35 protein-coding genes are annotated in these 22,833 nt (G+C 49.6%); all 35 read left to right on the top strand.

Translation table 11 applies throughout. The features are described 5' to 3' along the window. Positions 1-8: 8 nt before the first annotated feature. Positions 9-1,583 carry a SusD/RagB family nutrient-binding outer membrane lipoprotein gene (locus NEV57_RS11475; protein ID WP_257658468.1) on the top strand — a complete coding sequence of 525 codons (1,575 nt, stop codon included), beginning with the start codon at positions 9-11 and terminating at the stop codon, positions 1,581-1,583. 32 nt (positions 1,584-1,615) lie between these two features. After that, positions 1,616-2,959 carry an AGE family epimerase/isomerase gene (locus tag NEV57_RS11470; RefSeq protein ID WP_257658467.1) on the top strand — a complete coding sequence of 448 codons (1,344 nt, stop codon included), beginning with the start codon at positions 1,616-1,618 and terminating at the stop codon, positions 2,957-2,959. Positions 2,960-3,005: 46 nt separating this feature from the next. Next, positions 3,006-4,316: an AGE family epimerase/isomerase gene (locus NEV57_RS11465; protein WP_257658466.1), complete on the top strand. Its 1,311-nt coding sequence runs from the start codon at positions 3,006-3,008 to the stop codon at positions 4,314-4,316. A gap of 381 nt (positions 4,317-4,697) precedes the next feature. Beyond that, a complete protein-coding gene (gene rplC / locus NEV57_RS11460) occupies positions 4,698-5,315 on the top strand; it encodes a 50S ribosomal protein L3 (RefSeq protein ID WP_257658465.1) in 618 nt (205 codons plus the stop codon). A 4-nt stretch (positions 5,316-5,319) separates the two neighbouring features. After that, positions 5,320-5,949, top strand: coding sequence for a 50S ribosomal protein L4 (rplD, locus tag NEV57_RS11455; RefSeq protein WP_257658464.1), 630 nt, complete (start codon positions 5,320-5,322; stop codon positions 5,947-5,949). Between the two features lies 1 nt (position 5,950). After that, the gene (gene rplW / locus NEV57_RS11450) at positions 5,951-6,241 is read left to right on the top strand and encodes a 50S ribosomal protein L23 (RefSeq protein WP_257658463.1); all 291 of its coding nucleotides are present in this window, start codon (positions 5,951-5,953) and stop codon (positions 6,239-6,241) included. A 2-nt stretch (positions 6,242-6,243) separates the two neighbouring features. Continuing rightward, a complete protein-coding gene (gene rplB, locus NEV57_RS11445; protein WP_257658462.1) occupies positions 6,244-7,068 on the top strand; it encodes a 50S ribosomal protein L2 in 825 nt (274 codons plus the stop codon). After that, on the top strand, positions 7,068-7,334 hold the full coding sequence (rpsS, locus tag NEV57_RS11440; protein WP_257658461.1) for a 30S ribosomal protein S19: 267 nt from the start codon (positions 7,068-7,070) through the stop codon (positions 7,332-7,334). Before rplB ends, rpsS begins: the two co-directional genes overlap by 1 nt. 6 nt (positions 7,335-7,340) lie before the next feature. Further along, positions 7,341-7,775 (top strand): 50S ribosomal protein L22, encoded by a 435-nt coding sequence (gene rplV, locus NEV57_RS11435; protein WP_257658460.1) that lies wholly within the window; start codon positions 7,341-7,343, stop codon positions 7,773-7,775. 11 nt (positions 7,776-7,786) lie between these two features. Further along, the gene (gene rpsC / locus NEV57_RS11430; protein WP_257658459.1) at positions 7,787-8,572 is read left to right on the top strand and encodes a 30S ribosomal protein S3; all 786 of its coding nucleotides are present in this window, start codon (positions 7,787-7,789) and stop codon (positions 8,570-8,572) included. Between the two features lie 52 nt (positions 8,573-8,624). Beyond that, positions 8,625-9,041 (top strand): 50S ribosomal protein L16, encoded by a 417-nt coding sequence (gene rplP / locus NEV57_RS11425; RefSeq protein ID WP_257658458.1) that lies wholly within the window; start codon positions 8,625-8,627, stop codon positions 9,039-9,041. A gap of 99 nt (positions 9,042-9,140) precedes the next feature. Next, positions 9,141-9,374: a 50S ribosomal protein L29 gene (gene rpmC, locus NEV57_RS11420; protein ID WP_257658457.1), complete on the top strand. Its 234-nt coding sequence runs from the start codon at positions 9,141-9,143 to the stop codon at positions 9,372-9,374. A gap of 14 nt (positions 9,375-9,388) precedes the next feature. After that, positions 9,389-9,643, top strand: a complete 255-nt coding sequence (gene rpsQ, locus NEV57_RS11415) for a 30S ribosomal protein S17 (protein WP_134091323.1) — start codon at positions 9,389-9,391, stop codon at positions 9,641-9,643. A gap of 1 nt (position 9,644) precedes the next feature. Next, on the top strand, positions 9,645-10,013 hold the full coding sequence (rplN, locus tag NEV57_RS11410) for a 50S ribosomal protein L14 (RefSeq protein ID WP_066006038.1): 369 nt from the start codon (positions 9,645-9,647) through the stop codon (positions 10,011-10,013). A gap of 2 nt (positions 10,014-10,015) precedes the next feature. Further along, complete coding sequence (gene rplX, locus NEV57_RS11405) at positions 10,016-10,366, top strand: 50S ribosomal protein L24 (protein ID WP_307876433.1); 351 nt, start codon at positions 10,016-10,018, stop codon at positions 10,364-10,366. Next, entirely contained in the window at positions 10,366-10,935 is a 570-nt protein-coding gene (gene rplE, locus NEV57_RS11400) for a 50S ribosomal protein L5 (protein WP_307876432.1), read from the top strand. The genes rplX and rplE overlap by 1 nt, the downstream gene beginning before the upstream one ends. Continuing rightward, entirely contained in the window at positions 10,928-11,197 is a 270-nt protein-coding gene (gene rpsN, locus NEV57_RS11395; protein ID WP_257658456.1) for a 30S ribosomal protein S14, read from the top strand. Before rplE ends, rpsN begins: the two co-directional genes overlap by 8 nt. Before the next feature lie 79 nt (positions 11,198-11,276). Then, positions 11,277-11,675, top strand: coding sequence for a 30S ribosomal protein S8 (rpsH, locus tag NEV57_RS11390; RefSeq protein ID WP_257658455.1), 399 nt, complete (start codon positions 11,277-11,279; stop codon positions 11,673-11,675). Between the two features lie 18 nt (positions 11,676-11,693). Beyond that, positions 11,694-12,251, top strand: a complete 558-nt coding sequence (gene rplF, locus NEV57_RS11385; RefSeq protein WP_257658454.1) for a 50S ribosomal protein L6 — start codon at positions 11,694-11,696, stop codon at positions 12,249-12,251. Between the two features lie 8 nt (positions 12,252-12,259). Continuing rightward, complete coding sequence (gene rplR, locus NEV57_RS11380; protein WP_257658453.1) at positions 12,260-12,613, top strand: 50S ribosomal protein L18; 354 nt, start codon at positions 12,260-12,262, stop codon at positions 12,611-12,613. Positions 12,614-12,623: 10 nt separating this feature from the next. Next, on the top strand, positions 12,624-13,142 hold the full coding sequence (rpsE, locus tag NEV57_RS11375; RefSeq protein WP_257658452.1) for a 30S ribosomal protein S5: 519 nt from the start codon (positions 12,624-12,626) through the stop codon (positions 13,140-13,142). 5 nt (positions 13,143-13,147) lie between these two features. Next, positions 13,148-13,327 carry a 50S ribosomal protein L30 gene (rpmD, locus tag NEV57_RS11370; RefSeq protein ID WP_257658451.1) on the top strand — a complete coding sequence of 60 codons (180 nt, stop codon included), beginning with the start codon at positions 13,148-13,150 and terminating at the stop codon, positions 13,325-13,327. A 104-nt stretch (positions 13,328-13,431) separates the two neighbouring features. Continuing rightward, positions 13,432-13,878, top strand: coding sequence for a 50S ribosomal protein L15 (gene rplO / locus NEV57_RS11365; RefSeq protein ID WP_257658450.1), 447 nt, complete (start codon positions 13,432-13,434; stop codon positions 13,876-13,878). Positions 13,879-13,881: 3 nt separating this feature from the next. Next, a complete protein-coding gene (gene secY, locus NEV57_RS11360) occupies positions 13,882-15,219 on the top strand; it encodes a preprotein translocase subunit SecY (protein ID WP_257658449.1) in 1,338 nt (445 codons plus the stop codon). Positions 15,220-15,227: 8 nt separating this feature from the next. Further along, positions 15,228-16,013: a type I methionyl aminopeptidase gene (gene map / locus NEV57_RS11355; RefSeq protein WP_257658448.1), complete on the top strand. Its 786-nt coding sequence runs from the start codon at positions 15,228-15,230 to the stop codon at positions 16,011-16,013. Positions 16,014-16,085: 72 nt separating this feature from the next. Further along, positions 16,086-16,304, top strand: coding sequence for a translation initiation factor IF-1 (gene infA / locus NEV57_RS11350; protein ID WP_013633164.1), 219 nt, complete (start codon positions 16,086-16,088; stop codon positions 16,302-16,304). 33 nt (positions 16,305-16,337) lie between these two features. Further along, positions 16,338-16,454: a type B 50S ribosomal protein L36 gene (gene ykgO, locus NEV57_RS11345; RefSeq protein ID WP_013665024.1), complete on the top strand. Its 117-nt coding sequence runs from the start codon at positions 16,338-16,340 to the stop codon at positions 16,452-16,454. A gap of 28 nt (positions 16,455-16,482) precedes the next feature. Continuing rightward, positions 16,483-16,860, top strand: coding sequence for a 30S ribosomal protein S13 (gene rpsM / locus NEV57_RS11340; protein WP_257658447.1), 378 nt, complete (start codon positions 16,483-16,485; stop codon positions 16,858-16,860). 12 nt (positions 16,861-16,872) lie between these two features. Next, a complete protein-coding gene (gene rpsK, locus NEV57_RS11335) occupies positions 16,873-17,262 on the top strand; it encodes a 30S ribosomal protein S11 (protein ID WP_257658446.1) in 390 nt (129 codons plus the stop codon). 76 nt (positions 17,263-17,338) lie between these two features. Beyond that, positions 17,339-17,947: a 30S ribosomal protein S4 gene (rpsD, locus tag NEV57_RS11330; protein WP_257658445.1), complete on the top strand. Its 609-nt coding sequence runs from the start codon at positions 17,339-17,341 to the stop codon at positions 17,945-17,947. Between the two features lie 99 nt (positions 17,948-18,046). Further along, entirely contained in the window at positions 18,047-19,039 is a 993-nt protein-coding gene (locus tag NEV57_RS11325) for a DNA-directed RNA polymerase subunit alpha (RefSeq protein WP_257658444.1), read from the top strand. Between the two features lie 95 nt (positions 19,040-19,134). Continuing rightward, positions 19,135-19,725: a 50S ribosomal protein L17 gene (gene rplQ / locus NEV57_RS11320; protein ID WP_257658443.1), complete on the top strand. Its 591-nt coding sequence runs from the start codon at positions 19,135-19,137 to the stop codon at positions 19,723-19,725. A 124-nt stretch (positions 19,726-19,849) separates the two neighbouring features. After that, positions 19,850-20,986: an aspartate aminotransferase family protein gene (locus tag NEV57_RS11315; protein ID WP_257658442.1), complete on the top strand. Its 1,137-nt coding sequence runs from the start codon at positions 19,850-19,852 to the stop codon at positions 20,984-20,986. 28 nt (positions 20,987-21,014) lie between these two features. Further along, on the top strand, positions 21,015-21,977 hold the full coding sequence (locus NEV57_RS11310) for a Rossmann-fold NAD(P)-binding domain-containing protein (RefSeq protein ID WP_257658441.1): 963 nt from the start codon (positions 21,015-21,017) through the stop codon (positions 21,975-21,977). 32 nt (positions 21,978-22,009) lie between these two features. Further along, positions 22,010-22,819, top strand: coding sequence for an acetylglutamate kinase (gene argB, locus NEV57_RS11305; protein WP_257658440.1), 810 nt, complete (start codon positions 22,010-22,012; stop codon positions 22,817-22,819). Positions 22,820-22,833: the final 14 nt, after the last annotated feature.

Raw genomic sequence — 22,833 nt, 5'->3', positions numbered from 1 at the left:
CTGTAACAATGAAAACGATACGATACTTATTAGCCGTATCCATGCTGTCTTTGGGCATGGGCTGTACGGAAAAATTTGACGAGATCAATACAAATCCCAAAAGCGTCACTGTCGGTGGCTTAGACCAGTCATCCTACGGGCTTGTCGTGAAAAAGGCATTTTATGGAGCGGTATTTTATGGCGATGTGATGCCGTTTCTAAGGGGGCATGCCGCCTTCACCGATCTTTATGCCAATTATCAGGCACATACCCACCCGGATTTTTTCTCTGACAGCTTTGTTTTAAACGGTGCCTGGCTGAACGAGTTTTTCACTGGATTTTACCGGAATGCCGCACCTCAGATCAAGTACGTCGAAGATTTCGCGGTGGAGAATAATTACCAGGTTGAAGCGGCGATGATGAAAGTCTGGCGGGTATACACGTACCATAAAATCACGGATTTCTGGGGGCCGATTCCGTATTCGAATTTTGGAAACGGGGAAAAGACGGTGCGTTATGATGCGCAGGATGTGATTTACCATGATTTTTTAAGCACGCTGGAAGCGGCCATTGAAGTGTTTAAAGCGAATGCGGGACAAACCTCGTTCCTGGGCAGTCAGGATGTGGTCTACGGAGGCAAGGTAGACCAGTGGCTGAAACTGGCCAGCACGCTCCGGCTCCGGCTCGCCATGCGGATAAAGTATGTGGAACCTGAACTGGCCAAAACACATGCGGAACAGGCTGTTGCCGACGGCGTAATTACCGATAATGCCGATAATGGTTATGTAACCAGTTCCATCGACTGGCCCAACCCGTACAACACCATTACCCAGTGGAGCGACTTCCGGATGAGTGCCGATATGGAAAGCGTGTTAAAGGGATACCTGGATCCCCGGGTAGCCGATTATTATTCGGAGGCTGCACAGCCTGACGCGGCGGATGACCCCGCCGGTGTGGTGTTCAATTACGAGGGCATCCGGAACGGGCAGTCCAAATCGGATAAGCAGGGACAGGGATTTAACGCGAAGGCTTCCAATATGGCCGCACCTTATTTACTGGTGGGCAACAAGGGGCCAAACTGGCAATTGCTCCGCGCGGCTGAGGCGTATTTTTTACGGGCGGAAGGCGCCCTGGAGGGATGGAACATGGGCGGAACCCCAGAGGCATTATACAATCAGGGTGTCCTGATGTCGCTCGCGGAATACGGCCATGCGGGAACCGACCTGCTGGGTAACGATTACCTGACCAGTACGCGGGTACCCGTCAAGCCGGATGCCGTAACCGCGCCCGCTTCAACAGTCCCCATTGCTTACGATGCAGGGGCCGGCAAAGAGCGCCAGCTGGAGCAGATCATTACGCAAAAGTGGATTGCGCTTTACCCCGACAGCGAGGAAGCCTGGGCCGAAAGGCGCAGAACCGGATACCCGGTATTGCTTGACCGGCTGATGAGTGACAATCCGGATTTCACGGTGAGCGATATCCCGCGTCGGTTACCTTATGTGAGTTCGGAATTCGATACCAACCGGTCGGCCGTTGAAGAGGCCATTACCCTTTTGGGCGGGGCCGATAACGGGGTAACCAAACTGTGGTGGGATAAAAAATAACCGCCGTCATTGTACATTTAAAAACAAAAAAGATGAAAAATATCATATCAAGACGCCATTTTATCAAGGGGAATGCCGTGGCCGGACTGGGTACGCTGGCCTTGGGGGCTGTTGGCCAATCGTGCACCAACGCCGGAACAGGTTCCGGGTCGTCCGGAGATAACGTCGTTTCCAGCATTGGCGAATGGTCGCTTCAGGAACTGCGGGATAAGCTGCATACGGAATTGTTCGACCATTTTCTGCCCAGTATGGACCAATATGCAATAGACCATGAGTTCGGCGGGGTAATGTGCTCACTGGATGTCCGCACCGGGGCGCTCACAAATATGGAGAAAACGGCCTGGTTTGTCGGACGGGGACTGTGGGTATACTCCTTTTTATACAACAACCTGCGGCAGGATGCCCGGTACCTGGAGATTGCGGCGAAGTCAAAGGATATCCTCCTGAAGCTGCAGCCAACAGATAACAGCTTCTGGCCGCAGCGGTTCTCCAGGGAGGGTCAGCCGCTTACCGGTCCGGGCGACATTTACGGCAGCCTATTCGTCGCCGAAGGACTGGCCGAATATGCGAAGGCCTCCGGCGAGCCCCAGCACCGTGCGATGGCCAAACAGATTATCCTCAGCTGCGTCGACCGCTACGATCAGCCGGATTACAAATACCACATGTCTTACCTTAAGGACGCGCCGGAAATCAACGGTCCCCGTGTTTTGGGTCATTGGATGATTTTCCTGAGTTTATCGACCCAGATGCTGAAGCATGAGCCGGACGAGGAACTGGAGCAGCTGGCCGCACGGTCCGTGAGCGCAATCATGGAACATCACTTAAACCCGGCGTACGGGCTTACCAATGAGGTGATCAACCACGATTTCAGTTTGCCGGACAATGCATACAACCAGTTCTCCGTCATCGGGCACGGGTTGGAAACCCTCGCCTTTGTCATGTTTGAGGCGGCCAGGAAGAAAGATTCCGCGCTCTTTAACCGGGCACAGCAGGCCTTTAAAAAGCATGTGGACGTGGCCAGGGATGCGGTTTACGGCGGTTATTTTCATTCGATCCAGCACATCGATAACTATGTCTGGGATGTTCGTAAATCGCTCTGGAACCAGCAGGAAGTCCTGAATGGCAGCCTCTTTTTAATTGAGCACACCGGCGACGAATGGGCGCTGCGGACCTTCGCGGAAACGTATCAGTACATGTATGCGAAATTTTATCAACCGGGCAACAAGTTCTGGAATTCAGGCGGCGACCGGAAAATGGAAGACCCCAATACCGGCTTAATGGAACACTATCACCATGCACGCCAACTGATGCTGGCACTGCTGACGGTCGACCGGATGATCGAAAGAAAAGGGAATATTTCGAACCTATTTGCTTAATTTTAACCGCATACCATCCGTAAAGGGTGGTATGCTTTTTTTCGCTATGAGTAACAACAGAAGAACATTCATCAAAAACAACCTCTTACTGGGGCTAAGCGCACCGCTGTTAACCCGCGTAGCCATCCCCGGTGCAGCCTCCGCATCCGGCCAGGAGAGCCCTTATACACCGGCCGGCCTCAGCCGGTTGCGCGATCAGTACCGCACCGCGCTCTTCGACCAGTTCCTGCCTAATATGGACAGCTATGTGGTCGACCACGAATATGGCGGATTCCTGCTTCAGGTGGATTGCGCTACGGGCGAACTGCTGGGCACCGATAAACGTTCATGGTTCGACGGGCGGGGACTGTGGGTTTATGCCTACCTGTACAATAATTTTGAAAAGAATCCGAAATACCTTGAAATTGCCGGGAAGACGAAGGACCTGCTGCTATCCCTCCGACCCGAAGGCGATGCATTCTGGGTAAAGACATACAGCCGGGAAGGCAAACCGCTGGATGGCCCGGGTGATATCTACGGGAACCTTTTTGTTGCCGAGGGACTGGCCGAATATGCGATAGCCGCCGGGGAGCCGCAATACCGCGAACTGGCCAAGCAGCTGATCTTTAGTTGCGTGGACCGTTATGACCGCCCGGATTACAGCTACGTGGTTGGCTCGGCGGGAATGCCGCCCATCGAAGCGCCGCGGATACTCGGGCATTGGATGATTTTTTTGAGTTTATCCACACAGATGTTAAAGCATGGCGCGGACGCCGACCTGGAGGCGCTGGCCAACCGCAGCGTGAACGCCATTATGGATCATCACATCAATCGGGAACACGGGCTGACGAATGAGGTGATCAACCACGACCTGTCGACGCCTGTAAATGGCTATGACCAGTTTTCGGTCATTGGCCACGGCTTTGAAACACTGATGTTTGTCATGCGCGAGGCCGAGCGCCGAAAGGACGATGCGCTGTTTGAACGGGCGAGTGCCGCATTTAAACGCCATGTTGAAATTGCCGAAGACCGGGTGTACGGCGGATACTTCCACACCGTAAAAAATGTAGCCGCATACACATGGATACTCGATAAGCAGCTCTGGACATCCATGGAAGTGCTCAACGGCACGCTGATGCTCGTGGAACGCTCGGGCGATCCATGGGCCTGGGAAACCTATATGCGGACGCTGAATTACGTGGAAGAAAAAATTATCCAGGACGGTTATAAGTTCTGGCCTTCGTATGCCGACCGCAAGGCAGCCGTGCTCCGGACCAAAAGCATGGAAAATTACCACGAACCCCGCCAGCTGATGTTTGGGTTACAGTCACTTGAACGCATGATCCAAAAGCAGGATACGCAGGGCGGCGCGGCGTAACCATTCCTTCGATCCCGCTTCGGGAGGTGTTCGGGAGCGCTTCGACACGTCTTCGAGACTGCTTCGAGGCTCCTTCGACCGCGCTTCGGGGCCGCTTCGACTGCTGTTCGACATTCCTTCGGCTGGGTTTCGGACAGCCCCGAAGCCCAGCCGAAGGAGTCTCGAAGGAACCCCGGGGAATTCCCGAAACATTCCCGAATGCAGGCCAAACCAATCCCGATGAATCCGGTTTTTCACCCCTGTCCTTCCGAAAGAAAAAAATAATTCACTAACTGTTTGATACTTAATGTAAGTTTCCTATCTTTGCCGTCCGTTTTAGCGGGATGTATGTCTTGAACGAAGCCCTACTGCTTCGATGGACGTTAATAGATTAATAAAAACATGTCAGGAATTATTGGAAAAAAAGTAGGAATGACCAGCATTTTCGACGCTGAGGGAAAAAATATTCCCTGTACAGTGATTGAAGCTGGCCCGTGCGTGGTAACGCAGATACGCACGGAGGAAAAGGATGGCTATTCCGCTGTTCAGCTCGCCTTCGATGAAAGGAAAGAGAAGAACACCACGGCCCCTTTGAAAGGGCACTTCGCCAAAGCGAAGACCACGCCCAAGCGTAAATTGGTAGAATTTAAAACCTTTCCCGACGAGAAGGAACTCGGCGACACGGTAACGGTTTCCATTTTTGAGGAGGGCGAGTACATCGATGTAGTCGGCACTTCAAAAGGAAAAGGTTTCCAAGGCGTTATGAAGCGTCACGGGTTTGGTGGTGTTGGTGGGGCTACCCACGGACAGCACAACCGCCTGCGCGCCCCCGGTTCACTGGGTGCTTCGTCATGGCCTTCGCGCGTATTCAAAGGGATGCGCATGGCAGGCCGTACAGGCGGCGACCGCGTAAAGATTCAGAACCTGCAGGTGCTGAAGATCTATCCGGAGCAAAACCTGCTCGTGGTTAGCGGTTCCATTCCCGGAGCCAAAGGTTCTTACGTAATCGTAGATAAATAAGGAGATGGAAGTTAACGTTTTAGATATATCAGGGAAAGAAACAGGTGCCAAGGTGCAACTTCCTGAATCGGTGTTCGCGGTGGAACCCAATGACCACGCGATTTACCTGGATGTAAAGCAATACCTCGCTAATCAGCGCCAGGGAACGCATAAATCCAAACAACGCAACGAAATCGCAGGCTCTACACGCAAATTGCATAAGCAAAAAGGAACCGGCGGTGCCCGTGCAGGCAGCATTAAATCCCCACTGTTTAATGGCGGTGGCCGTATTTTTGGTCCGCAACCCCGCGACTATAGCTTTAAATTGAACAAAAAGCTGAAATCGCTGGCCCGTAAATCGGCATTGAGCTACAAGGCTAAGGAAAACAATATCGTGGTATTGGATGATGTGAATTTTGATTCCATCAAAACCAAACACTATGTAAACCTGGTAAACAGCCTGAAGGTAGCCGGGGAAAAAACCTTGCTGGTTTTGGCCGAACAAAACAACAACGTGTATTTATCAAGCAGGAACCTGAAGCAGGCGAAAGTGATTACTGCCAATGAGCTGAATACGTATGACGTATTGAACGCCGGCAAACTTTTGCTAACGAAGGCTTCTGTTAAAACATTGGAGGAGGCATTTGCCAAGTAATATGGAAATCATTAAGAAACCCGTATTGACTGAGAAAGCATCATTGCTTACGGAGCAACGTAACCGCTACGCTTTCAAAGTGGATCCGAAGGCAAACAAGATACAGATCAAGCAGGCTGTGGAAGCGATGTTCGGCGTGACGGTTGTTGCTGTCAACACCATCGTGACTGCCGGTAAAGCAAAGAACCGCTATACCAAGGCTGGATTCGTATCCGGAAAGACCGCGAAATATAAAAAAGCCATCATTACGATTAAAGATGGCGAAACCATTGACTTTTACAGTACGATATAAAGATGGCAGTTAAAAGATTCAAACCGGTTACCCCTGGCACGCGCTTCAGAGTAGGCGCGGACTATACGGCGATCACTACAAACGTTCCCGAAAAGTCGTTGGTAGTGAAAATCAAGAAGTCAGGCGGTAGAAACCATTCCGGTAAAATGACTATGCGTTATCTCGGTGGGGGGCATAAAAAAGCATACCGATTGATAGACTTTAAACGCGATAAGAAAGATATCCCCGCAAAAGTTGCCACGATCGAATATGATCCGAACCGTACCGCACGCATCGCATTGCTGCATTACGCGGATGGAGAGAAACGCTACATCCTGGCGCCGGAAGGGCTTCAGGTAGGGCAAACGATTATTTCTGGCGACCAGGTGGCTCCCGAAGTAGGAAACACACTGCCGTTGCAATACATTCCGTTGGGTTCCATCATTCACAACATCGAATTGAATCCCGGACAGGGCGGCACAATCGCGCGCAGCGCCGGTACTTATGCACAGCTGGCGGCACGTGATGGCAAATATGCCATCATTAAATTGCCTTCCGGTGAAAGCCGTATGATCCTGGCTACCTGCCTGGCTACCATTGGCTCGGTATCGAATGCCGAGAAAGCGAATGAAGTGCTGGGCAAAGCAGGCCGGAAACGCCATCTGGGTCGTCGCCCACGGGTACGTGGTGTGGCTATGAACCCGGTAGATCACCCGATGGGTGGTGGTGAAGGCCGTGCATCCGGAGGTCATCCGCGGTCGCGCAAAGGCCTGTTGGCTAAAGGTTACAAAACCCGCAGCAAGAAGAAAGTATCGAATCGTTACATTATTGAGAGAAGGAAGAAATAATGGCTCGTTCAATTAAAAAAGGTCCTTATATCGATCACAACGTAGAAAGAAAAGTTCTTTCTATGAATGAAACAAATAAGAAGTCAGTCATCAAGACCTGGTCTCGGAGATCTATGATTTCACCTGATTTTGTTGGCCATACCTTTGCGGTACACAACGGCAATAAATTCATTCCCGTATATGTAACGGAAAACATGGTGGGTCATAAGCTTGGTGAATTTGCGCCTACGCGTACATTCAGAGGCCACGCAGAAAAGAAAAAATAATAGGCAATGGAAGCAACAAGAAAACTGAAGAAGTCTGTTATCATCAAACAGCGGAAAGAGCAGGAAAAAGCTCAGGTAGGAGGAGCTTCTACTGCCAAGTTATTGAACTGCCCTACGTCGCCGCGTAAGATGCGCCTGGTGGTGGATCTGATCCGCGGTGAAAAAGTAGAGCACGCCCTTTATATCCTTAAGCATACGAATAAGGAAGCAGCGATCCGCGTGGAGAAACTGCTGCTCTCGGCAATTAAAAACTGGGAGACCAAGAATGAAGATAAATCCGTGGAAGAAAGCGGTTTATTTGTCAAAGAAGTATTTGTAGGCGGAGGGCGTCAATTGAAAAGGCTGCGTCCGGCTCCACAGGGCCGCGGATACCGTATCCGGAAACGGTCGAACCACGTCACGTTGGTGGTGGATAGTCAAAACAGCGTAGCACAAAACTAATTTATCAAGTAATGGGACAAAAAGCAAATCCAATAGGTAACAGATTAGGAATCATCAAAGGTTGGGATTCCAATTGGTTCGGAGGCAATAACTATTCCGATAAATTAGTTGAAGACGAGAAAATCCGGAAATACCTTTCGGTGCGTATCGCCAAAGGCGGTGTAGCCAAGGTGGTGATCGAACGTACACTGAAGCGCATTACCGTAACCGTACACACGGCTCGTCCGGGTATCGTGATCGGTAAGGGCGGACAGGAAGTGGATAAGATCAAGGAAGAGCTGAAAAAATTAACCAAGAAAGACGTACAGATCAATATTTTTGAGATCAAGCGTCCGGAATTGGAAGCTCACCTGGTTGCTGAGGGTGTTGCGAAACAACTGGAGGCACGTATCTCTTTCCGCCGTGCGATGAAAACATCCATCGCCTCGACCATGCGCATGGGTGCTGAAGGGATCAAGATCATGTGCTCCGGCCGTTTGGGCGGTGCCGAAATGGCCCGTACCGAGCAGTATAAAGAAGGACGGATTCCCCTGCACACGTTCCGTGCAGACATCGATTATGCCCTGGTTGAAGCATTGACTACATACGGTAAGATCGGCGTGAAAGTGTGGATCTGCAAAGGCGAGGTATATGGCAAACGTGACCTGTCGCCGAATGTAGGCCAGGCATCCGGACCGAAACCACGTGGAGGAGAAGGTGCGGGCGAACCGCGTCGCGGCGGTGGCGATCAACGCCGTGGCCGTGGAGGCGATCAGCGCCGTGGTGGTGGAAACCGTGGTGGTGGAAACAGAGGATAAGTAAAGGATTAAAAACACAGCTGCGCGACGCAGCATAAAGTAAGATACGAACATGTTACAGCCAAAAAGAACAAAGTTCAGGAAGATGCAGAAGGGCCGAATGAAAGGCAACGCGACCCGTGGGTCGGAGTTGGCTTTTGGCTCGTTCGGTATCAAATCAATGGAGCCCGCATGGATTACCAGCCGCCAGATTGAAGCGGCCCGTATTGCGGTGACCCGCTATATGAAACGGGAGGGACAGGTATGGATCCGCGTTTTCCCCGACAAGCCTGTAACCAAGAAGCCTGCTGAAGTGCGGATGGGTAAAGGTAAAGGTGCCCCGGAGTATTGGGTAGCCGTGGTCCGTCCCGGACGGATGCTGTTTGAGGCAGAGGGAGTTCCCCTGGAAGTAGCCAAGGAAGCACTTCGCCTAGCTGCACAGAAGCTGCCGGTACAGACAAAGTTTGTGTTACGTAGAGATTACGTATAACCCATAAAGGCAACTGGCGCTGTCTGCCATTGGCCCTGCCGCCGTTACCGGCAGGTGCCGTATCGAAATGGAAGATATCCGGTATTACAATTAAACAAAATGAAGCATTCAGAAATCGTAGAATTGTCAACAGAGGAATTAGTGGCCAAGATCACAGATGAAAAGGCTACCCTCACGAAATTGAAATTTGCACATGCTGTTTCCGCGATAGAGAATCCGAACCGGATTAAGCAAACCCGCAAGAATGTTGCGCGGTTGCTGACCGAGCTGACGAAGCGCAGGAACGCCGAAAAGGCGGCCAGCGCAACTACCGAAACAGCCGCTGAGGCATAAACATCAAAGTCGAAATGGAAAGAAATTTAAGAAAAACAAGAATCGGCTTGGTAGTAAGCAACAAGATGAATAAATCCATCGTAGTGGCTGTTGAACGTAAAGTGAAACACCCTATTTATGGTAAGTTCGTGAAAAAAACTACCAAATTCAAGGCTCATGACGAAGAGAACACCTGCGGTATCGGCGATACGGTGTTGATCATGGAAACGCGTCCACTGAGCAAAACCAAGAATTGGCGTTTAGTTGAAATTTTAGAAAGGGCTAAGTAACATGGTACAACAGGAATCAAGACTCAATGTGGCCGACAACAGCGGAGCTAAAGAAGTTTTAGTGATCCGGGTGTTGGGCGGTACAGGCAAACGTTATGCATCGATTGGCGATAAGATTGTTGTAACCGTGAAAAGCGCTTTGCCTTCAGGAAACATCAAAAAAGGAACGGTTTCCAAAGCAGTGGTTGTCCGTACGAAAAAGGAAATCCGTCGTAAGGATGGCTCTTATATCCGTTTCGACGACAATGCTGCGGTATTATTGAATAATCAGGATGAACCGCGGGGAACGCGTATCTTTGGCCCGGTAGCACGGGAATTGCGTGAGAAGCAGTTCATGAAAATCGTATCATTAGCACCGGAGGTATTATAATCATGGGACAGACAAAAACATCAACGCATAAAATCAAGATCCGCACGGGAGATTTGGTGACAGTCATTTCCGGTAATTCCAAAGGCGCTCAGGGTAAGGTACTGCAGGTGCTGGTAGCTGAGAACAGGGCTATTGTAGAAGGCGTAAATATCGTAAAGAAACACACCAAGCCAAATGCGGCCAACCCGAATGGCGGTATCGTTGAAAAAGAAGCGGCCATTCATATTTCCAACCTGGCTTTTCTCGACCCTAAGTCGGGCAAGCCTACCCGCATCGGACGGAAGGTAAAAGAAGTAGACGGCAAAAAGAAAGTTGTACGCATTGCAAAAAAATCAGGGGAGGAGATCGACTAATGACTTACATACCAAGACTGAAAACAAAGTATAAGGAAGAAATCCGTACGGCGCTAAAAGAGAAATTTCAATATAAAAGCGTCATGCAGGTTCCGAAGTTGGAAAAGATTGCCATCAGCCAGGGAGTTGGCGCGGCAACTGCCGACAAGAAACTGATTGACAACGCAATTGGCGAAATGACACTGATCACTGGGCAGCAGGCAGTTGCTACGCGGTCCAAAAAGGACGTGTCTAACTTCAAACTCCGTAAAGGAATGCCGATCGGGGTGCAGGTGACGCTCCGCGACACCAAAATGTATGAGTTTCTGGACCGGTTGGTAGCGGTGGCACTGCCCCGTATCCGCGATTTCCGCGGCATCAACGACAAAGGTTTTGACGGCCGCGGCAACTATACACTGGGTATCACGGAACAAATTATCTTCCCGGAAATCAATATTGATAAAATCAACAAGATTCAGGGAATGGATATTACCTTTGTAACCAGTGCCGAGACTGACGTAGAGGCGTTGGAGCTGTTGAAACAATTCGGATTACCATTTAAAAATCAAAATACTACTACGAATGGCTAAAGAAGGAATCAAGGCGCGCGAAGTAAAGCGCGCGAGACTGGTGGCGAAATATGCGGAAAAACGGGCTGCACTTAAAGCAGCAGGCGATTACGAGGCGCTGGACAAGTTGCCTAAGAACGCCTCTCCTGTACGCCTGCACAACCGTTGCAAGCTCACCGGCCGGCCGAAAGGATACATGCGCCAGTTTGGTATTTCGCGGGTAACTTTCCGTGAAATGGCCCTGGCAGGCAAAATCCCGGGGGTAAAGAAAGCTTCCTGGTAAATTAATTGCATTTTAACCGATAATAGGTCCGATGGCCGCGGTGGCCGGCGGATACCGTTATCATAATTAAATCATACAAATGAATACAGATCCAATAGCGGATTACCTTACCCGAGTAAGGAATGCCATCAAGGCCAACCACAGGGTTGTTGAAATTCCTGCATCGAACCTGAAAAAGGAGATCACCAAGGTGCTCTTCGATAAGGGTTATATTGCAAATTATAAATTTGACGACGATACCGTGCAGGGCACTATCAAAGTTGCATTGAAGTATCATCCGATCAGCAAGATTCCAGCTATCCGCACCTTGAAACGTGTGAGCAAGCCTGGTCTGAGAAAATATGCAGGAGTAGACAACATACCGCGCGTACTGAACGGGCTTGGTATAGCCATCCTGTCTACCTCGAAAGGGGTAATGACAGACAAAGAAGCACGTCTTCAGAATGTGGGTGGTGAAGTTTTATGTTACGTATATTAATCAGAAGGAGCACGTAAGATGTCAAGAATTGGAAAAGCACCGATCACGATACCCGCAGGCGTGACGGTTTCCGTATCAGATAAGAACCTGGTAACGGTAAAAGGACCGAAAGGCGAATTAACACAACAGGTGGACGTGGCCATTTCCGTAACACAGGAAGACGGCCAGCTGTTGGTCAAGCGCCCAACCGAACAGAAAAAACATAAAGCACTGCATGGCTTGTACCGTTCACTGCTGAATAATATGGTCGTTGGTGTAACCGAAGGATACAAAACTGTCCAGGAATTGGTGGGTGTAGGTTACCGGGCTTCTGCACAGGGCAGCACGCTGGATCTCACGCTGGGATTTTCACACCAGGTGGTACTTATCCTCCCGAAAGAGGTGAAAGTATCAACCACAGCGGAAAAGGGTAAAAACCCGACGATCACGTTGGAGTCGATAGACAAGCAGTTGTTGGGACAAGTGGCCGCAAAGATCCGTTCATTGCGCGCGCCTGAACCATATAAAGGAAAAGGTATTAAATTTGCTGGTGAGCAGCTGCGTCGTAAAGCAGGTAAATCAGCAGCTAAAAAATAGTAATTGTCATGGCAGGAAAAAAATTATCGCGTAGGGAGCGAATCAAAAAAGGCATCCGGAAGCGCCTTGCCGGGTCTGCTGAACGCCCACGCTTATCGGTATACCGGAGCAATAAAGGAATCTATGCACAGGTGATTGATGACATCAGCGGAGTAACCCTGGTGTCGGCTTCATCCCTGGCAAAGGATTTTTCGACTACAGGCAACAAGGTGGAGCAATCCAAGGCAGTTGGTAAGTTGATCGGAGAGAAGGCAATCGCAGCAGGAATCAGTAAAGTAGTTTTTGACCGTAATGGGTACTTGTATCACGGCCGTGTGAAATCACTGGCAGATGGCGCCCGCGAAGCCGGTTTGGATTTTTAATCATCAGGAAATGTCATTAAGCAATATAAAACGAGTAAAATCGAGCGAGATCGAATTAAAAGATCGCTTAGTAAGCATCCAGCGTGTGGCGAAGGTAACCAAAGGCGGCCGGACGTTCAGTTTTTCGGCTATCGTGGTTGTAGGTGATGAGCAGGGTGTGGTAGGATACGGACTGGGAAAGGCCAAAGAGGTGACGGAAGCCATCACGAAAGGCATAGACGATGCGAAGAAGAACCTGATTAAGGTGCCCATTATCAAGGGAACCGTACCACATGAGCAACGCGGAAAATACGCCGGAGGCAATGTGCTGATCAAACCAGCGGTTCACGGTACGGGTGTACTGGCCGGCGGTGCAATGCGTGCCGTATTGGAAAGTGCCGGGGTAACCGACGTATTGGCAAAATCGCTGGGATCGTCCAACCCGCACAACGTAGTTAAGGCAACCATCGATGCGTTGCTGAAAATGCGCGATGCGCGTACCGTAGCCCAACAGCGCGGTGTTGATTTAAATAAGGTATTTAACGGATAAGCATCATGGCAAAAATCAAGATCACCCAGATTAAGAGCGTCATCGATCGTAGTGAACGCCAAAAAAGAACCATCAAAGCCCTGGGGTTGCGCAAAATCAACCACAGTGTGGAAGTGGAGGCTACACCATCCATTATCGGTATGGTACGTAAGGTAAATCACCTGGTAGCCGTAGAGCAAGTATAAAACCGGCACACGAGAAAAGAGATTCCCTCTTTTCTCGGTGTTAACCATTAATCGCTGCATCTGTATAGTGAAAGCGAAGATGCAGCACAACGTGAATTGTAAAGATGAACTTAAGTAATCTAAAACCCGCAGAAGGATCGGTAAAGAACAAAAAGCGTATTGGCCGTGGTACAGGGTCAGGCCGCGGTGGTACATCTACCCGCGGACACAAAGGAGCGGGCTCCCGTTCCGGTAACAGCACCAAGATCGGTTTTGAAGGTGGCCAGATGCCCCTGCAGCGCCGCTTGCCGAAGTACGGATTTAAGAACCCGAACCGGGTGGAATACGTGGGTGTTAACCTCGACGTATTGCAGAGCCTGGTGGAAAAGTATAACCTGACTTCCATCGATTTCGACACCTTCAAATCACATGGTTTGGTTTCTAAGAATGATGTGGTGAAGATTCTGGGACGGGGCGAATTGAAATCAAAAGTTGAAGTGACCGCGCATGCATTTTCTGCCACTGCGCAACAAGCGATTGAAGCAGCAGGGGGCTCGATTGTAAAACTTTAATACATGAAGAAGCTAATCACAACCTTAACCAATATTTGGAAAATTGATGATTTAAGAACGCGTATCCTGAATACGCTCTTATTTCTTCTGATATACCGTATCGGTTGTCATATTGTATTGCCGGGCGTTAACCCGGATGCGCTGAAAACGGAAGCTAAGGAAGGCCTGCTTGGGCTGCTGGACATGTTTGCCGGTGGGTCATTTTCCCGTTCGGCCATCTTTGCGCTGGGGGTAATGCCTTATATCTCGGCGTCTATCGTTGTCCAGCTGCTGGGCATTGCGGTACCGTATTTCCAGAAATTGCAGAAGGAGGGTGAAAGCGGCCGGAAGAAGATGACGCAGATCACGCGTTACCTGACACTGGCGATTACGCTGGTACAATCCATCGCCTACGTGCGTACGCAGATAGACGACGCAGCGAAGATGATCGGCGACCCGATGTTTACGATCCTGTCAGCGTTTGTACTGACGGCCGGAACGTTGTTTGTGATGTGGCTGGGTGAGAAAATCACCGATAAGGGAATTGGAAACGGAATCTCGCTGATTATCATGGTGGGGATTATTGCACAGCTTCCGAGCGGGATTACCGCGGAATGGTTTTCCCGGATGAGCACCGGTGGCGGTGGACCTATTCCCCTGCTATTGGAGTTTGTTGCGTTGTTCTTTGTGGTGATCTTTACCATATTGATCGTACAGGGTGTGCGCAAAATACCGGTTCAGTACGCAAAGAAAATCGTGGGAAATAAGCAATATGGCGGAGTGCGGCAGTATATCCCCCTGAAGGTAAACGCTGCCGGGGTAATGCCGATCATTTTTGCCCAGGCAATTATGTTTGTGCCGATGAGCCTGAGCCAGTTTTTCCCTGACCTGCAGTCGTCATTCCTGACTTCGCTGAGCAACTATACCTCCGTGGCTTATAATGTGACATTTGCCTTTTTAATCATTGCCTTTACGTTTTTTTATACGGCAATCATGGTTAATCCGCAGCAGATGTCGGAAGACATGAAGAAAAACGGTGGTTTTATTCCGGGTATAAAACCGGGACATGCAACGAACTATTTCATTGACAGTGTAATTTCGAAGATTACCCTGCCCGGCGCCATCTTTTTGGCGATCATTGCGATATTACCCGCTATTGCAAGTCTTTTTGGTGTTAACCAGCAGTTTGCACATTTTTACGGCGGTACATCCCTGTTGATCCTGGTGGGTGTGGTATTGGATACACTGCAGCAGATCGAAAGCCACCTGCTGATGCGTCATTACGACGGACTGATGAAGACAGGCCGGATTAAGGGACGTACATCCGCTGTGGCTTCCGGACCGACACAGTCGGTGATATAGCCTTTAGCATGTCTAAAGTTTACTACAAATCGGCTGAAGATATTGAGCAGTTGCGTAAGGCGGCTACCGTACTTTCCCAACTGCTTGGTGAAATAGCAAAGGAAATCAGGCCCGGTATTACCACCGGATCGCTGGATAAACTCGCTTACGATTACATTCACGATCACGGCGGCCGGCCAGCATTTCTGAATTACCAGGGATTCCCTAATTCGCTTTGTATATCGGTCAACGATCAGGTAGTACACGGCATTCCGGGAGACTATGAGTTACGTGACGGCGATATCGTATCGGTAGATGGTGGGGTGGAGCTGAATAATTACATCAGCGATTCCGCTTATACGTTTGCGGTGGGGGAAGTGAGTGACGAGGTCAGCCAGCTGCTTCGCGTAACACTGGAATCGCTCAACCTGGCTACTAAACAGGCCGTAACCGGAAAACGGGTTGGCGATATCGCTTACACTGTTCAGGAGCATGTGGGCCAGTATGGTTACGGGATTGTCCGTGAACTGGTCGGACACGGGGTAGGCTATAAGTTGCATGAAAAACCTGAGGTACCCAATTACGGTAAAAGGGGATCGGGTGTTAAGCTGGAGGAGGGACTGGTCATCTGTATTGAGCCGATGATTAACCTCGGAAAAGCGGCCGTGAAGTTCTGGGACGATGGATGGACGGTGAGTACAGCGGACGGCAAGCCTTCCGCGCACTTTGAACATATGGTGGCGATAAAGAAGGGAGAGCCGGATGTCCTCACCACTTTTGCTTATATTGAAGAAGTTTTGAGTAAAAACAATTGACATTGCGTTTTTTTTGCTTATCTTTGCATCCCTGTTTGTGCGGGGGTATAATCAGATAATAATCAAGACTATATGGCGAAACAATCCTCGATTGAGCAAGACGGAGTTATCAAAGAAGCGCTTTCCAATGCGATGTTTCGTGTAGAATTGGAAAACGGACATGAAATCATCGCCCATATATCGGGTAAAATGCGCATGCATTACATCAAAATTTTACCGGGCGACCGGGTTAAGCTGGAGATGTCGCCTTACGATTTGACAAAAGGAAGAATTACATATCGCTACAAATAAAAAGTGGCGTTTGATATGAAATAATAAACGATCATGAAAGTCAGAGCATCCATAAAAAAACGCAGCGCGGATTGCAAGATCATCCGTCGCAAAGGCAAAGTATTTGTAATCAATAAGAAGAACCCGAAGTTTAAACAACGCCAGGGTTAATTAACAATAATAATCGCTTAAGAAATATATGGCAAGGATCGCGGGTATAGATTTACCTAAAAACAAGAGAGGGGAAATTGGCCTCACGTATATTTACGGAATTGGCCGTTCAACCGCCCAACGTATTTTGAACAAAGCCGGCATCGACTACGATGTGAAGGTACAGGAATGGGATGACGAACAGCTTTCGGCTATCCGTAATATCATTAACGAAGAGATCAAAGTCGAAGGAGCGCTTCGCTCTGAGGTTCAATTGAATATCAAACGTCTGATGGATATCGGCTGCTATCGTGGCCTCCGTCATCGTAAGCACCTGCCTGTTCGGGGACAGCGGACGAAGAACAACTCGCGTACACGCAAAGGAAAACGTAAGACCGTTGCAAACAAGAAGAAAGCGACCAAATAATAATTGAATACAATGGCGAAGAGTAAAAAAGTAAGCAAGAAGCGTGTTGTGGCGATTGAGCCGGTTGGCGAGGCCCACATTAATGCTACGTTTAATAATATCATCATCACCCTTACCAATAGCCAGGGACAGACCATCTCATGGTCAAGTGCCGGTAAAATGGGTTTCCGGGGTTCTAAGAAAAACACTCCGTATGCAGCTTCTCAAGCGGCTTCGGATTGCGGTAAGGTTGCACATGACCTGGGCCTGCGTAAGGTAGAGGTGTTTGTAAAAGGTCCGGGAGCCGGACGTGAATCTGCTATCCGTACGCTGCAAAGCTCAGGAATTGAGGTGACTACCATTAAGGACATCACCCCGCTTCCGCATAACGGATGCCGCCCTCCGAAACGCAGAAGGGTATAAACAAACAAGTAATATATTTTTTAAAGCTAAGATTCATCAGCTACAGGCTGCATGATACTTTAAATCCAACGGTAATATGGCCAGATATACAGGACCAAAGTCCAAAATCGCACGTAAGTTCAGGGAACCTATTTTCGGACCTGATAAAGCATTAGAACGTAAAAACTATCCTCCGGGACAACACGGTGCTTCGCGCCGCCGGGGTAAACAATCGGAATATGCCGTCCAGTTGCTGGAAAAGCAAAAGGCGAAATATACGTATGGCGTACTTGAACGCCAGTTTGCCAATCTGTTCGCGAAAGCTTCTTCCAAGCAAGGTATCACCGGTGAGGTTTTCCTGAAATTACTGGAAGCACGGTTGGATAATACCGTATACCGTTTGGGCATTGCCCCCACCCGTTCGGCAGCACGCCAGCTGGTCGGACACAAACACATCACCGTAAATGGTGAAGTGGTTAATATCCCGTCTTACAGCCTTCGCCCCGGCGATGTGGTAACGGTACGCGAACGTTCTAAGTCACTGGAAGCAATCACCAACGCGGTAGCCGGAAGGAAAATCAATAAATTCAGCTGGCTGGAATGGGATGCCAATGAATTGAGCGGAAAATTCCTGAATTACCCGGAGCGTTCGGAGATCCCCGAGAATATAAAAGAAAACTTAATTGTCGAATTGTATTCGAAATAAGTAATGCAGGGGAATAGCACACGTCGGTATGATCAGGTGCTTTTCCTCGTGTATAACAATTAGTTTTTAGTTTTAGTGTAAACAACTTAAGAAGAAATAATGGCAATCTTAGCATTTCAAAGACCCGATAAAGTTATCATGCAGAAGTCCACGGACTTTGATGGCACGTTTGAGTTTCGGCCATTGGAACCGGGTTTCGGTGTGACCATTGGTAATGCTTTACGCCGTATTTTATTGTCCTCGTTGGAAGGATATGCAATTACGTCGATTCGTTTTTCGGGAGTATCGCATGAGTTCTCGACGATTAAGGGTGTGGTGGAAGACGTTACGGAGATCATCCTTAACCTGAAACAGGTACGGTTCAAGAAAACCGGTGAATTGGGTGATTCGGAGAAAATTTTCATGGTAATCAATGGACAGACCCAATTGAGCGCCGGTGATATTACCAACTTCTCCACCAATTTCACGGTGCTGAATCCAGACCTGGTTATCTGTAATCTGGAGAATTCGGTTACCCTTGAAGTTGAGATCAACGTTGCCAAAGGACGCGGCTATATTAATGCCGAGGAAAATAAGGTGGCGGACGGCCCGGTGGGACTGATTGCAGTAGACTCTATCTTTACCCCGATCAAGAACGTAAAATATACCATCGAGAATTTCCGGGTTGAGCAAAAGACCGACTATGAGAAGCTTTTGCTGGATATCACTACGGATGGCTCTATTCATCCGGAAGATGCATTGAAAGATGCCGCGCGAATCCTGATCCAGCATTTCATGCTGTTCTCGGATGAAAACATGCTGCTTGAATCGCAGGCGAAAGAGGAGACGAAGGTAGTGGACGAAGAGATTCTGCACATGCGTAAAATCCTCAAAACGGAGCTGGTCGACTTAGACCTGTCGGTACGCGCACTGAACTGCCTGAAAGCTGCGGATATCCGCACGCTGGCTGAGCTGGTAACGTATGATGTGGCAGACATGTTGAAGTTTAGGAACTTCGGTAAAAAATCATTGAGTGAAATCCAGGAATTGGTGAAGTCAAAGGGATTGTCTTTTGGTATGAACCTGGGCAAATACAAACTCGACGAAGAATAATAACAACGCCACCCAGGTGGCACAATATTTAGCGACCTGTTGCATAATTCCCTCCGATTGTATCGGGGACGGTATGCACAAATTAACAAAGTACAATGAGACACGGAAAAAAATTCAACCATTTAGGCCGCACAGCAAGTCATCGTAATGCGATGTTGGCAAACATGGCTACATCGCTGATTAAGCACAAGCGCATTACCACTACATTGGCAAAGGCGAAGGCCCTGCGTAAATATGTAGAACCCCTGATTACGAAATCGAAAAATGATACGACGCATTCGCGGCGTACGGTATTCAGCTACTTGCAGGACAAGGATGCCATTACGATTCTGTTCCGTGAAATTTCAGAAAAAGTGGCGGATCGTCCAGGAGGATATACCCGGATTATTAAACTGGAAAACCGGTTAGGTGATAACGCGGAAATGGCGTTTATCGAGCTGGTTGACTATAATGAGGTTTACAAGAAAGGCGGAGAAACTGCTGATCGGAAGGGTACCCGACGACGCGGAGGTAAAAAGAAACCGGCCGCAGCACAGGCTGAAGTGGAAACGAACGTTGCAGCAGCTGAGGAAGCTCCTGTAGCAGAAGTACCGGAAGCAGCGGCTCCTGTAGCGGAAGCGGCAGCTGAACAAGCGGAATCCACAGAAACGGAAGAAACGCCCAAGAAGGATAAAGATGAAGAATAAGTAATGCCGAAAGGCATGAGCGACAACCCGTTTTTTGGAATCAAAAAACGGGTTTTTTGTTGCTTTTTAGTTGATGTTGTCTTCGTCAATATTGTACATTTGTTAACGATTATCTAAAAAAGAAATGAATCTATTTGATGTTTATCCCCTTAATCCCGTCGAAATTGTAAAGGCGCAGGGTAGCGCCGTCTGGGACGCCCAGGGTAATGAATACCTGGACTTATACGGCGGTCACGCCGTTATTTCCATCGGACACACGCATCCCCATTATGTAAAACGCATTACCGATCAGCTGCAGCAGATCGGTTTCTACTCGAATTCGGTGGAAATGCCGCTGCAGCGGGAACTGGCACAACGCCTCGGCAAGACTTCGGGGAAAGAAGGTTATCAGCTCTTTATTTGCAATTCCGGCGCTGAAGCAAATGAAAATGCGTTGAAACTGGCCTCTTTTCATAATGGAAGGAAGAAGATAATTGCATTCAGCGGCGCGTTCCACGGGCGTACCTCGCTTGCCGTGGCAGCAACCGATAATCCGAAGATTGTAGCGCCGGTCAACGAAACGGAAAACGTGGTGTTCTTGCCCTTTAATGACGAGACTGCGCTGGAGCAGGCTTTTGCTGCCTATGGTGAAACGGTTTCGGCCGTGATCATCGAGGGGATCCAGGGTGTTGGCGGTATTCGGGTGGCTACCGACGGTTTCCTCCGGAAAATCCGGGCGCTGACGACGCAATATGGATCGGTGTTCATTGCTGATTCGGTGCAGTGTGGTTACGGACGTACGGGTAAGTTCTACTCGCATGACCATGCGGGGATCGAGGCTGATATCTATAGCATGGCTAAAGGCATGGGTAATGGATTTCCGATAGGAGGTATTGCCATTTCGCCAAATATCAAACCCTGGTATGGCATGCTCGGGACGACTTTTGGCGGCAATCACCTGGCCTGCGCTGCTGCACTGGCTGTATTGGAGGTGATTGAGCAGGAGCAGCTGATCGCGAATGCCGGACGGGTGGGTGACTACCTCGTAAACGAGCTGCGGAAGTTTGACCGGGTGAAGGAAGTGCGGGGACGGGGTTTAATGATCGGGATCGATCTGCCCGAGGAGCTCGCAGGGGTCCGGAAAGATTTATTGGCCAAAAACCGTATCTTCACGGGCGAAGCTAAACCGAACGTCATTCGGCTGCTTCCGGCGTTGGGGATAACACAGGCCCATGCCGACCATTTTCTGGAGGCACTGCAGGAAAGACTTAGTGCATTGTAGCACGGAATGGAATTAAATTAATTGATCAATGAAACAATTTTTTTCGGTGGCCGATGTCGATGACCTGTCAGGCATCGTAGACGAGGCACTCTGGTTAAAGCAACATCCCTTTGCCCATGAACAGTTGGGTAAACGGAAAACACTGGGATTGATTTTCCTGAATCCCAGCTTACGTACACGGCTGAGCACGCAGCGCGCGGCAACAAACCTGGGAATGGAAGTGATGGTGATGAATATGGACAAAGACGGCTGGACGCTCGAAACCCGCGAAGGCGTAACCATGAACGGGACCACCGTGGAGCATATCCGGGAAGCTGCCGCTGTAATGGGCCAGTATTGTGAGATTCTGGGCATGCGATCGTTTCCGAAATTGCAGGACCGGGAAGAAGATTACAGCGAGGACTACTTTAAGAAGTTTATGCGATACTGCCAGGTACCGGTAGTTAGCCTGGAAAGCGCAACGCGGCACCCGCTGCAAAGCTTTACTGATTTGATTACCATCCGTGAGCACTGGCAGCAACCGGCTAAGCCCCGGGTGGTGCTGGCATGGGCTCCCCACGTGAAAGCGCTGCCCCAGGCGGTACCCAATTCCTTCTCGGAATGGATGTGCCGTGCGCAGGAGGAGGGGCTCGTTGAGTTTACCATTGCGCATCCCGAGGGCTACGCGCTTGCACCTCAATTTACAGCTGGTGCCGCCGTTACCCATAACCTGGACGATGCGCTGACTGGGGCGGATTTTGTTTACGTGAAGAATTGGTCGTCTTACACCGATTACGGGAAAATCATTCCCGTCAATGAAAATTGGCTGTTGGACCGGTCGCGATTGGATATAACCAATGAAGCTAAGGTAATGCATTGCCTTCCGGTACGCCGGGATCTGGAGCTGGCATCCGACGTGCTGGACAGTCCTCATTCACTGGTGATCCAGGAAGCGGGAAATCGGGTATGGGCTGCGCAGACCGTACTAAAACGCATACTGGAACAGTTGTAACCGCCCTTAGGGGCTGGTGTATAAATAGTAAAATGGACAAGAACACGATGACTTCGTCAAGGTTATTCATTATTAAGATCGGTGGAAATGTAATTGACGATCCGGACCAGTTAGCGGGGTTCCTGGAAAAATTTGCGGCGCTCCCCGAAAGGAAAATCCTGGTGCATGGAGGTGGCAAGATCGCAACCCGGATGGCGGCCGACCTGGGTATCCAGGCCCGCATGGTGGATGGCCGCCGCATTACCGATGAGCAGATGCTCCGTGTGGTAACGATGGTGTATGCCGGATTAACCAACAAACAGCTTGTTGCCACGCTGCAGGCAAAGGGCTGCAATGCCATCGGGCTCAGTGGCGCCGATGGAAACAGCATTACCGCCGTAAAGCGACCGGTCAGGGATATCGATTACGGATGGGTGGGCGACCTGCATGTGGATTCGGTAAATGCCACGGGTTTGGCCAACTTACTGGAGGATGGCTTTACCCCTGTCTTTTCGGCCATTACACACGACGGACAGGGCCAGCTGCTGAATACGAATGCGGACACCATTGCCTCCGCGCTGGCGGTGGCGATGGCGGGAATGTATCCTACGTCATTGGTGTATTGTTTTGAGAAAAAGGGCGTGCTGCGGAATATCGAAGATGCCGATTCGGTCATACCGGAAATCCCCGCAGGCGAATTTGAACAGCTGAAAGCAACGGGCGTCATCGCCGATGGCATGATCCCTAAATTGCACAATGCGTTTGAAGCGATTTCAAAAGGGGTCAGCGAAGTGTATGTGGGCAGCGCGGACGACCTGCAGTTGCTGGCACAGCAGAAATTCGGGACACGCATGGTTGAATAAACGAATATTTGATT

It is taken from the genome of Parapedobacter lycopersici (assembly GCF_024643285.1).
Taxonomy (GTDB): Bacteria; Bacteroidota; Bacteroidia; order Sphingobacteriales; family Sphingobacteriaceae; genus Parapedobacter; species Parapedobacter lycopersici.
The sequence above is the reverse complement of the archived record's forward strand: the minus strand, read 5'-3'. Positions and strand labels throughout refer to the sequence as shown.

Excerpts from the sequence above, each read along its gene's own strand:
- rpsH (WP_257658455.1), top strand. The coding sequence starts at position 11,277 with ATGAATACAGATCCAATAGCGGATTACCTTACCCGAGTAAGGAATGCC.
- rpsS (WP_257658461.1), top strand. The coding sequence starts at position 7,068 with ATGGCTCGTTCAATTAAAAAAGGTCCTTATATCGATCACAACGTAGAA.
- rpsC (WP_257658459.1), top strand. The coding sequence starts at position 7,787 with ATGGGACAAAAAGCAAATCCAATAGGTAACAGATTAGGAATCATCAAA.
- rpsM (WP_257658447.1), top strand. The coding sequence starts at position 16,483 with ATGGCAAGGATCGCGGGTATAGATTTACCTAAAAACAAGAGAGGGGAA.
- rpsE (WP_257658452.1), top strand. The coding sequence starts at position 12,624 with ATGTCATTAAGCAATATAAAACGAGTAAAATCGAGCGAGATCGAATTA.
- NEV57_RS11465 (WP_257658466.1), top strand. The coding sequence starts at position 3,006 with ATGAGTAACAACAGAAGAACATTCATCAAAAACAACCTCTTACTGGGG.
- rplB (WP_257658462.1), top strand. The coding sequence starts at position 6,244 with ATGGCAGTTAAAAGATTCAAACCGGTTACCCCTGGCACGCGCTTCAGA.
- infA (WP_013633164.1), top strand. The coding sequence starts at position 16,086 with ATGGCGAAACAATCCTCGATTGAGCAAGACGGAGTTATCAAAGAAGCG.
- argB (WP_257658440.1), top strand. The coding sequence starts at position 22,010 with ATGGACAAGAACACGATGACTTCGTCAAGGTTATTCATTATTAAGATC.
- NEV57_RS11310 (WP_257658441.1), top strand. The coding sequence starts at position 21,015 with ATGAAACAATTTTTTTCGGTGGCCGATGTCGATGACCTGTCAGGCATC.
- rplR (WP_257658453.1), top strand. The coding sequence starts at position 12,260 with ATGGCAGGAAAAAAATTATCGCGTAGGGAGCGAATCAAAAAAGGCATC.
- NEV57_RS11470 (WP_257658467.1), top strand. The coding sequence starts at position 1,616 with ATGAAAAATATCATATCAAGACGCCATTTTATCAAGGGGAATGCCGTG.
- rplD (WP_257658464.1), top strand. The coding sequence starts at position 5,320 with ATGGAAGTTAACGTTTTAGATATATCAGGGAAAGAAACAGGTGCCAAG.
- secY (WP_257658449.1), top strand. The coding sequence starts at position 13,882 with ATGAAGAAGCTAATCACAACCTTAACCAATATTTGGAAAATTGATGAT.
- rpsK (WP_257658446.1), top strand. The coding sequence starts at position 16,873 with ATGGCGAAGAGTAAAAAAGTAAGCAAGAAGCGTGTTGTGGCGATTGAG.
- rpsQ (WP_134091323.1), top strand. The coding sequence starts at position 9,389 with ATGGAAAGAAATTTAAGAAAAACAAGAATCGGCTTGGTAGTAAGCAAC.
- rpmC (WP_257658457.1), top strand. The coding sequence starts at position 9,141 with ATGAAGCATTCAGAAATCGTAGAATTGTCAACAGAGGAATTAGTGGCC.
- NEV57_RS11315 (WP_257658442.1), top strand. The coding sequence starts at position 19,850 with ATGAATCTATTTGATGTTTATCCCCTTAATCCCGTCGAAATTGTAAAG.
- rplN (WP_066006038.1), top strand. The coding sequence starts at position 9,645 with ATGGTACAACAGGAATCAAGACTCAATGTGGCCGACAACAGCGGAGCT.
- rplF (WP_257658454.1), top strand. The coding sequence starts at position 11,694 with ATGTCAAGAATTGGAAAAGCACCGATCACGATACCCGCAGGCGTGACG.
- rplP (WP_257658458.1), top strand. The coding sequence starts at position 8,625 with ATGTTACAGCCAAAAAGAACAAAGTTCAGGAAGATGCAGAAGGGCCGA.
- rplE (WP_307876432.1), top strand. The coding sequence starts at position 10,366 with ATGACTTACATACCAAGACTGAAAACAAAGTATAAGGAAGAAATCCGT.
- map (WP_257658448.1), top strand. The coding sequence starts at position 15,228 with ATGTCTAAAGTTTACTACAAATCGGCTGAAGATATTGAGCAGTTGCGT.
- rpsN (WP_257658456.1), top strand. The coding sequence starts at position 10,928 with ATGGCTAAAGAAGGAATCAAGGCGCGCGAAGTAAAGCGCGCGAGACTG.
- NEV57_RS11325 (WP_257658444.1), top strand. The coding sequence starts at position 18,047 with ATGGCAATCTTAGCATTTCAAAGACCCGATAAAGTTATCATGCAGAAG.
- rplO (WP_257658450.1), top strand. The coding sequence starts at position 13,432 with ATGAACTTAAGTAATCTAAAACCCGCAGAAGGATCGGTAAAGAACAAA.
- ykgO (WP_013665024.1), top strand. The coding sequence starts at position 16,338 with ATGAAAGTCAGAGCATCCATAAAAAAACGCAGCGCGGATTGCAAGATC.
- rplX (WP_307876433.1), top strand. The coding sequence starts at position 10,016 with ATGGGACAGACAAAAACATCAACGCATAAAATCAAGATCCGCACGGGA.
- rplC (WP_257658465.1), top strand. The coding sequence starts at position 4,698 with ATGTCAGGAATTATTGGAAAAAAAGTAGGAATGACCAGCATTTTCGAC.
- rplW (WP_257658463.1), top strand. The coding sequence starts at position 5,951 with ATGGAAATCATTAAGAAACCCGTATTGACTGAGAAAGCATCATTGCTT.
- rpmD (WP_257658451.1), top strand. The coding sequence starts at position 13,148 with ATGGCAAAAATCAAGATCACCCAGATTAAGAGCGTCATCGATCGTAGT.
- NEV57_RS11475 (WP_257658468.1), top strand. The coding sequence starts at position 9 with ATGAAAACGATACGATACTTATTAGCCGTATCCATGCTGTCTTTGGGC.
- rplQ (WP_257658443.1), top strand. The coding sequence starts at position 19,135 with ATGAGACACGGAAAAAAATTCAACCATTTAGGCCGCACAGCAAGTCAT.
- rplV (WP_257658460.1), top strand. The coding sequence starts at position 7,341 with ATGGAAGCAACAAGAAAACTGAAGAAGTCTGTTATCATCAAACAGCGG.
- rpsD (WP_257658445.1), top strand. The coding sequence starts at position 17,339 with ATGGCCAGATATACAGGACCAAAGTCCAAAATCGCACGTAAGTTCAGG.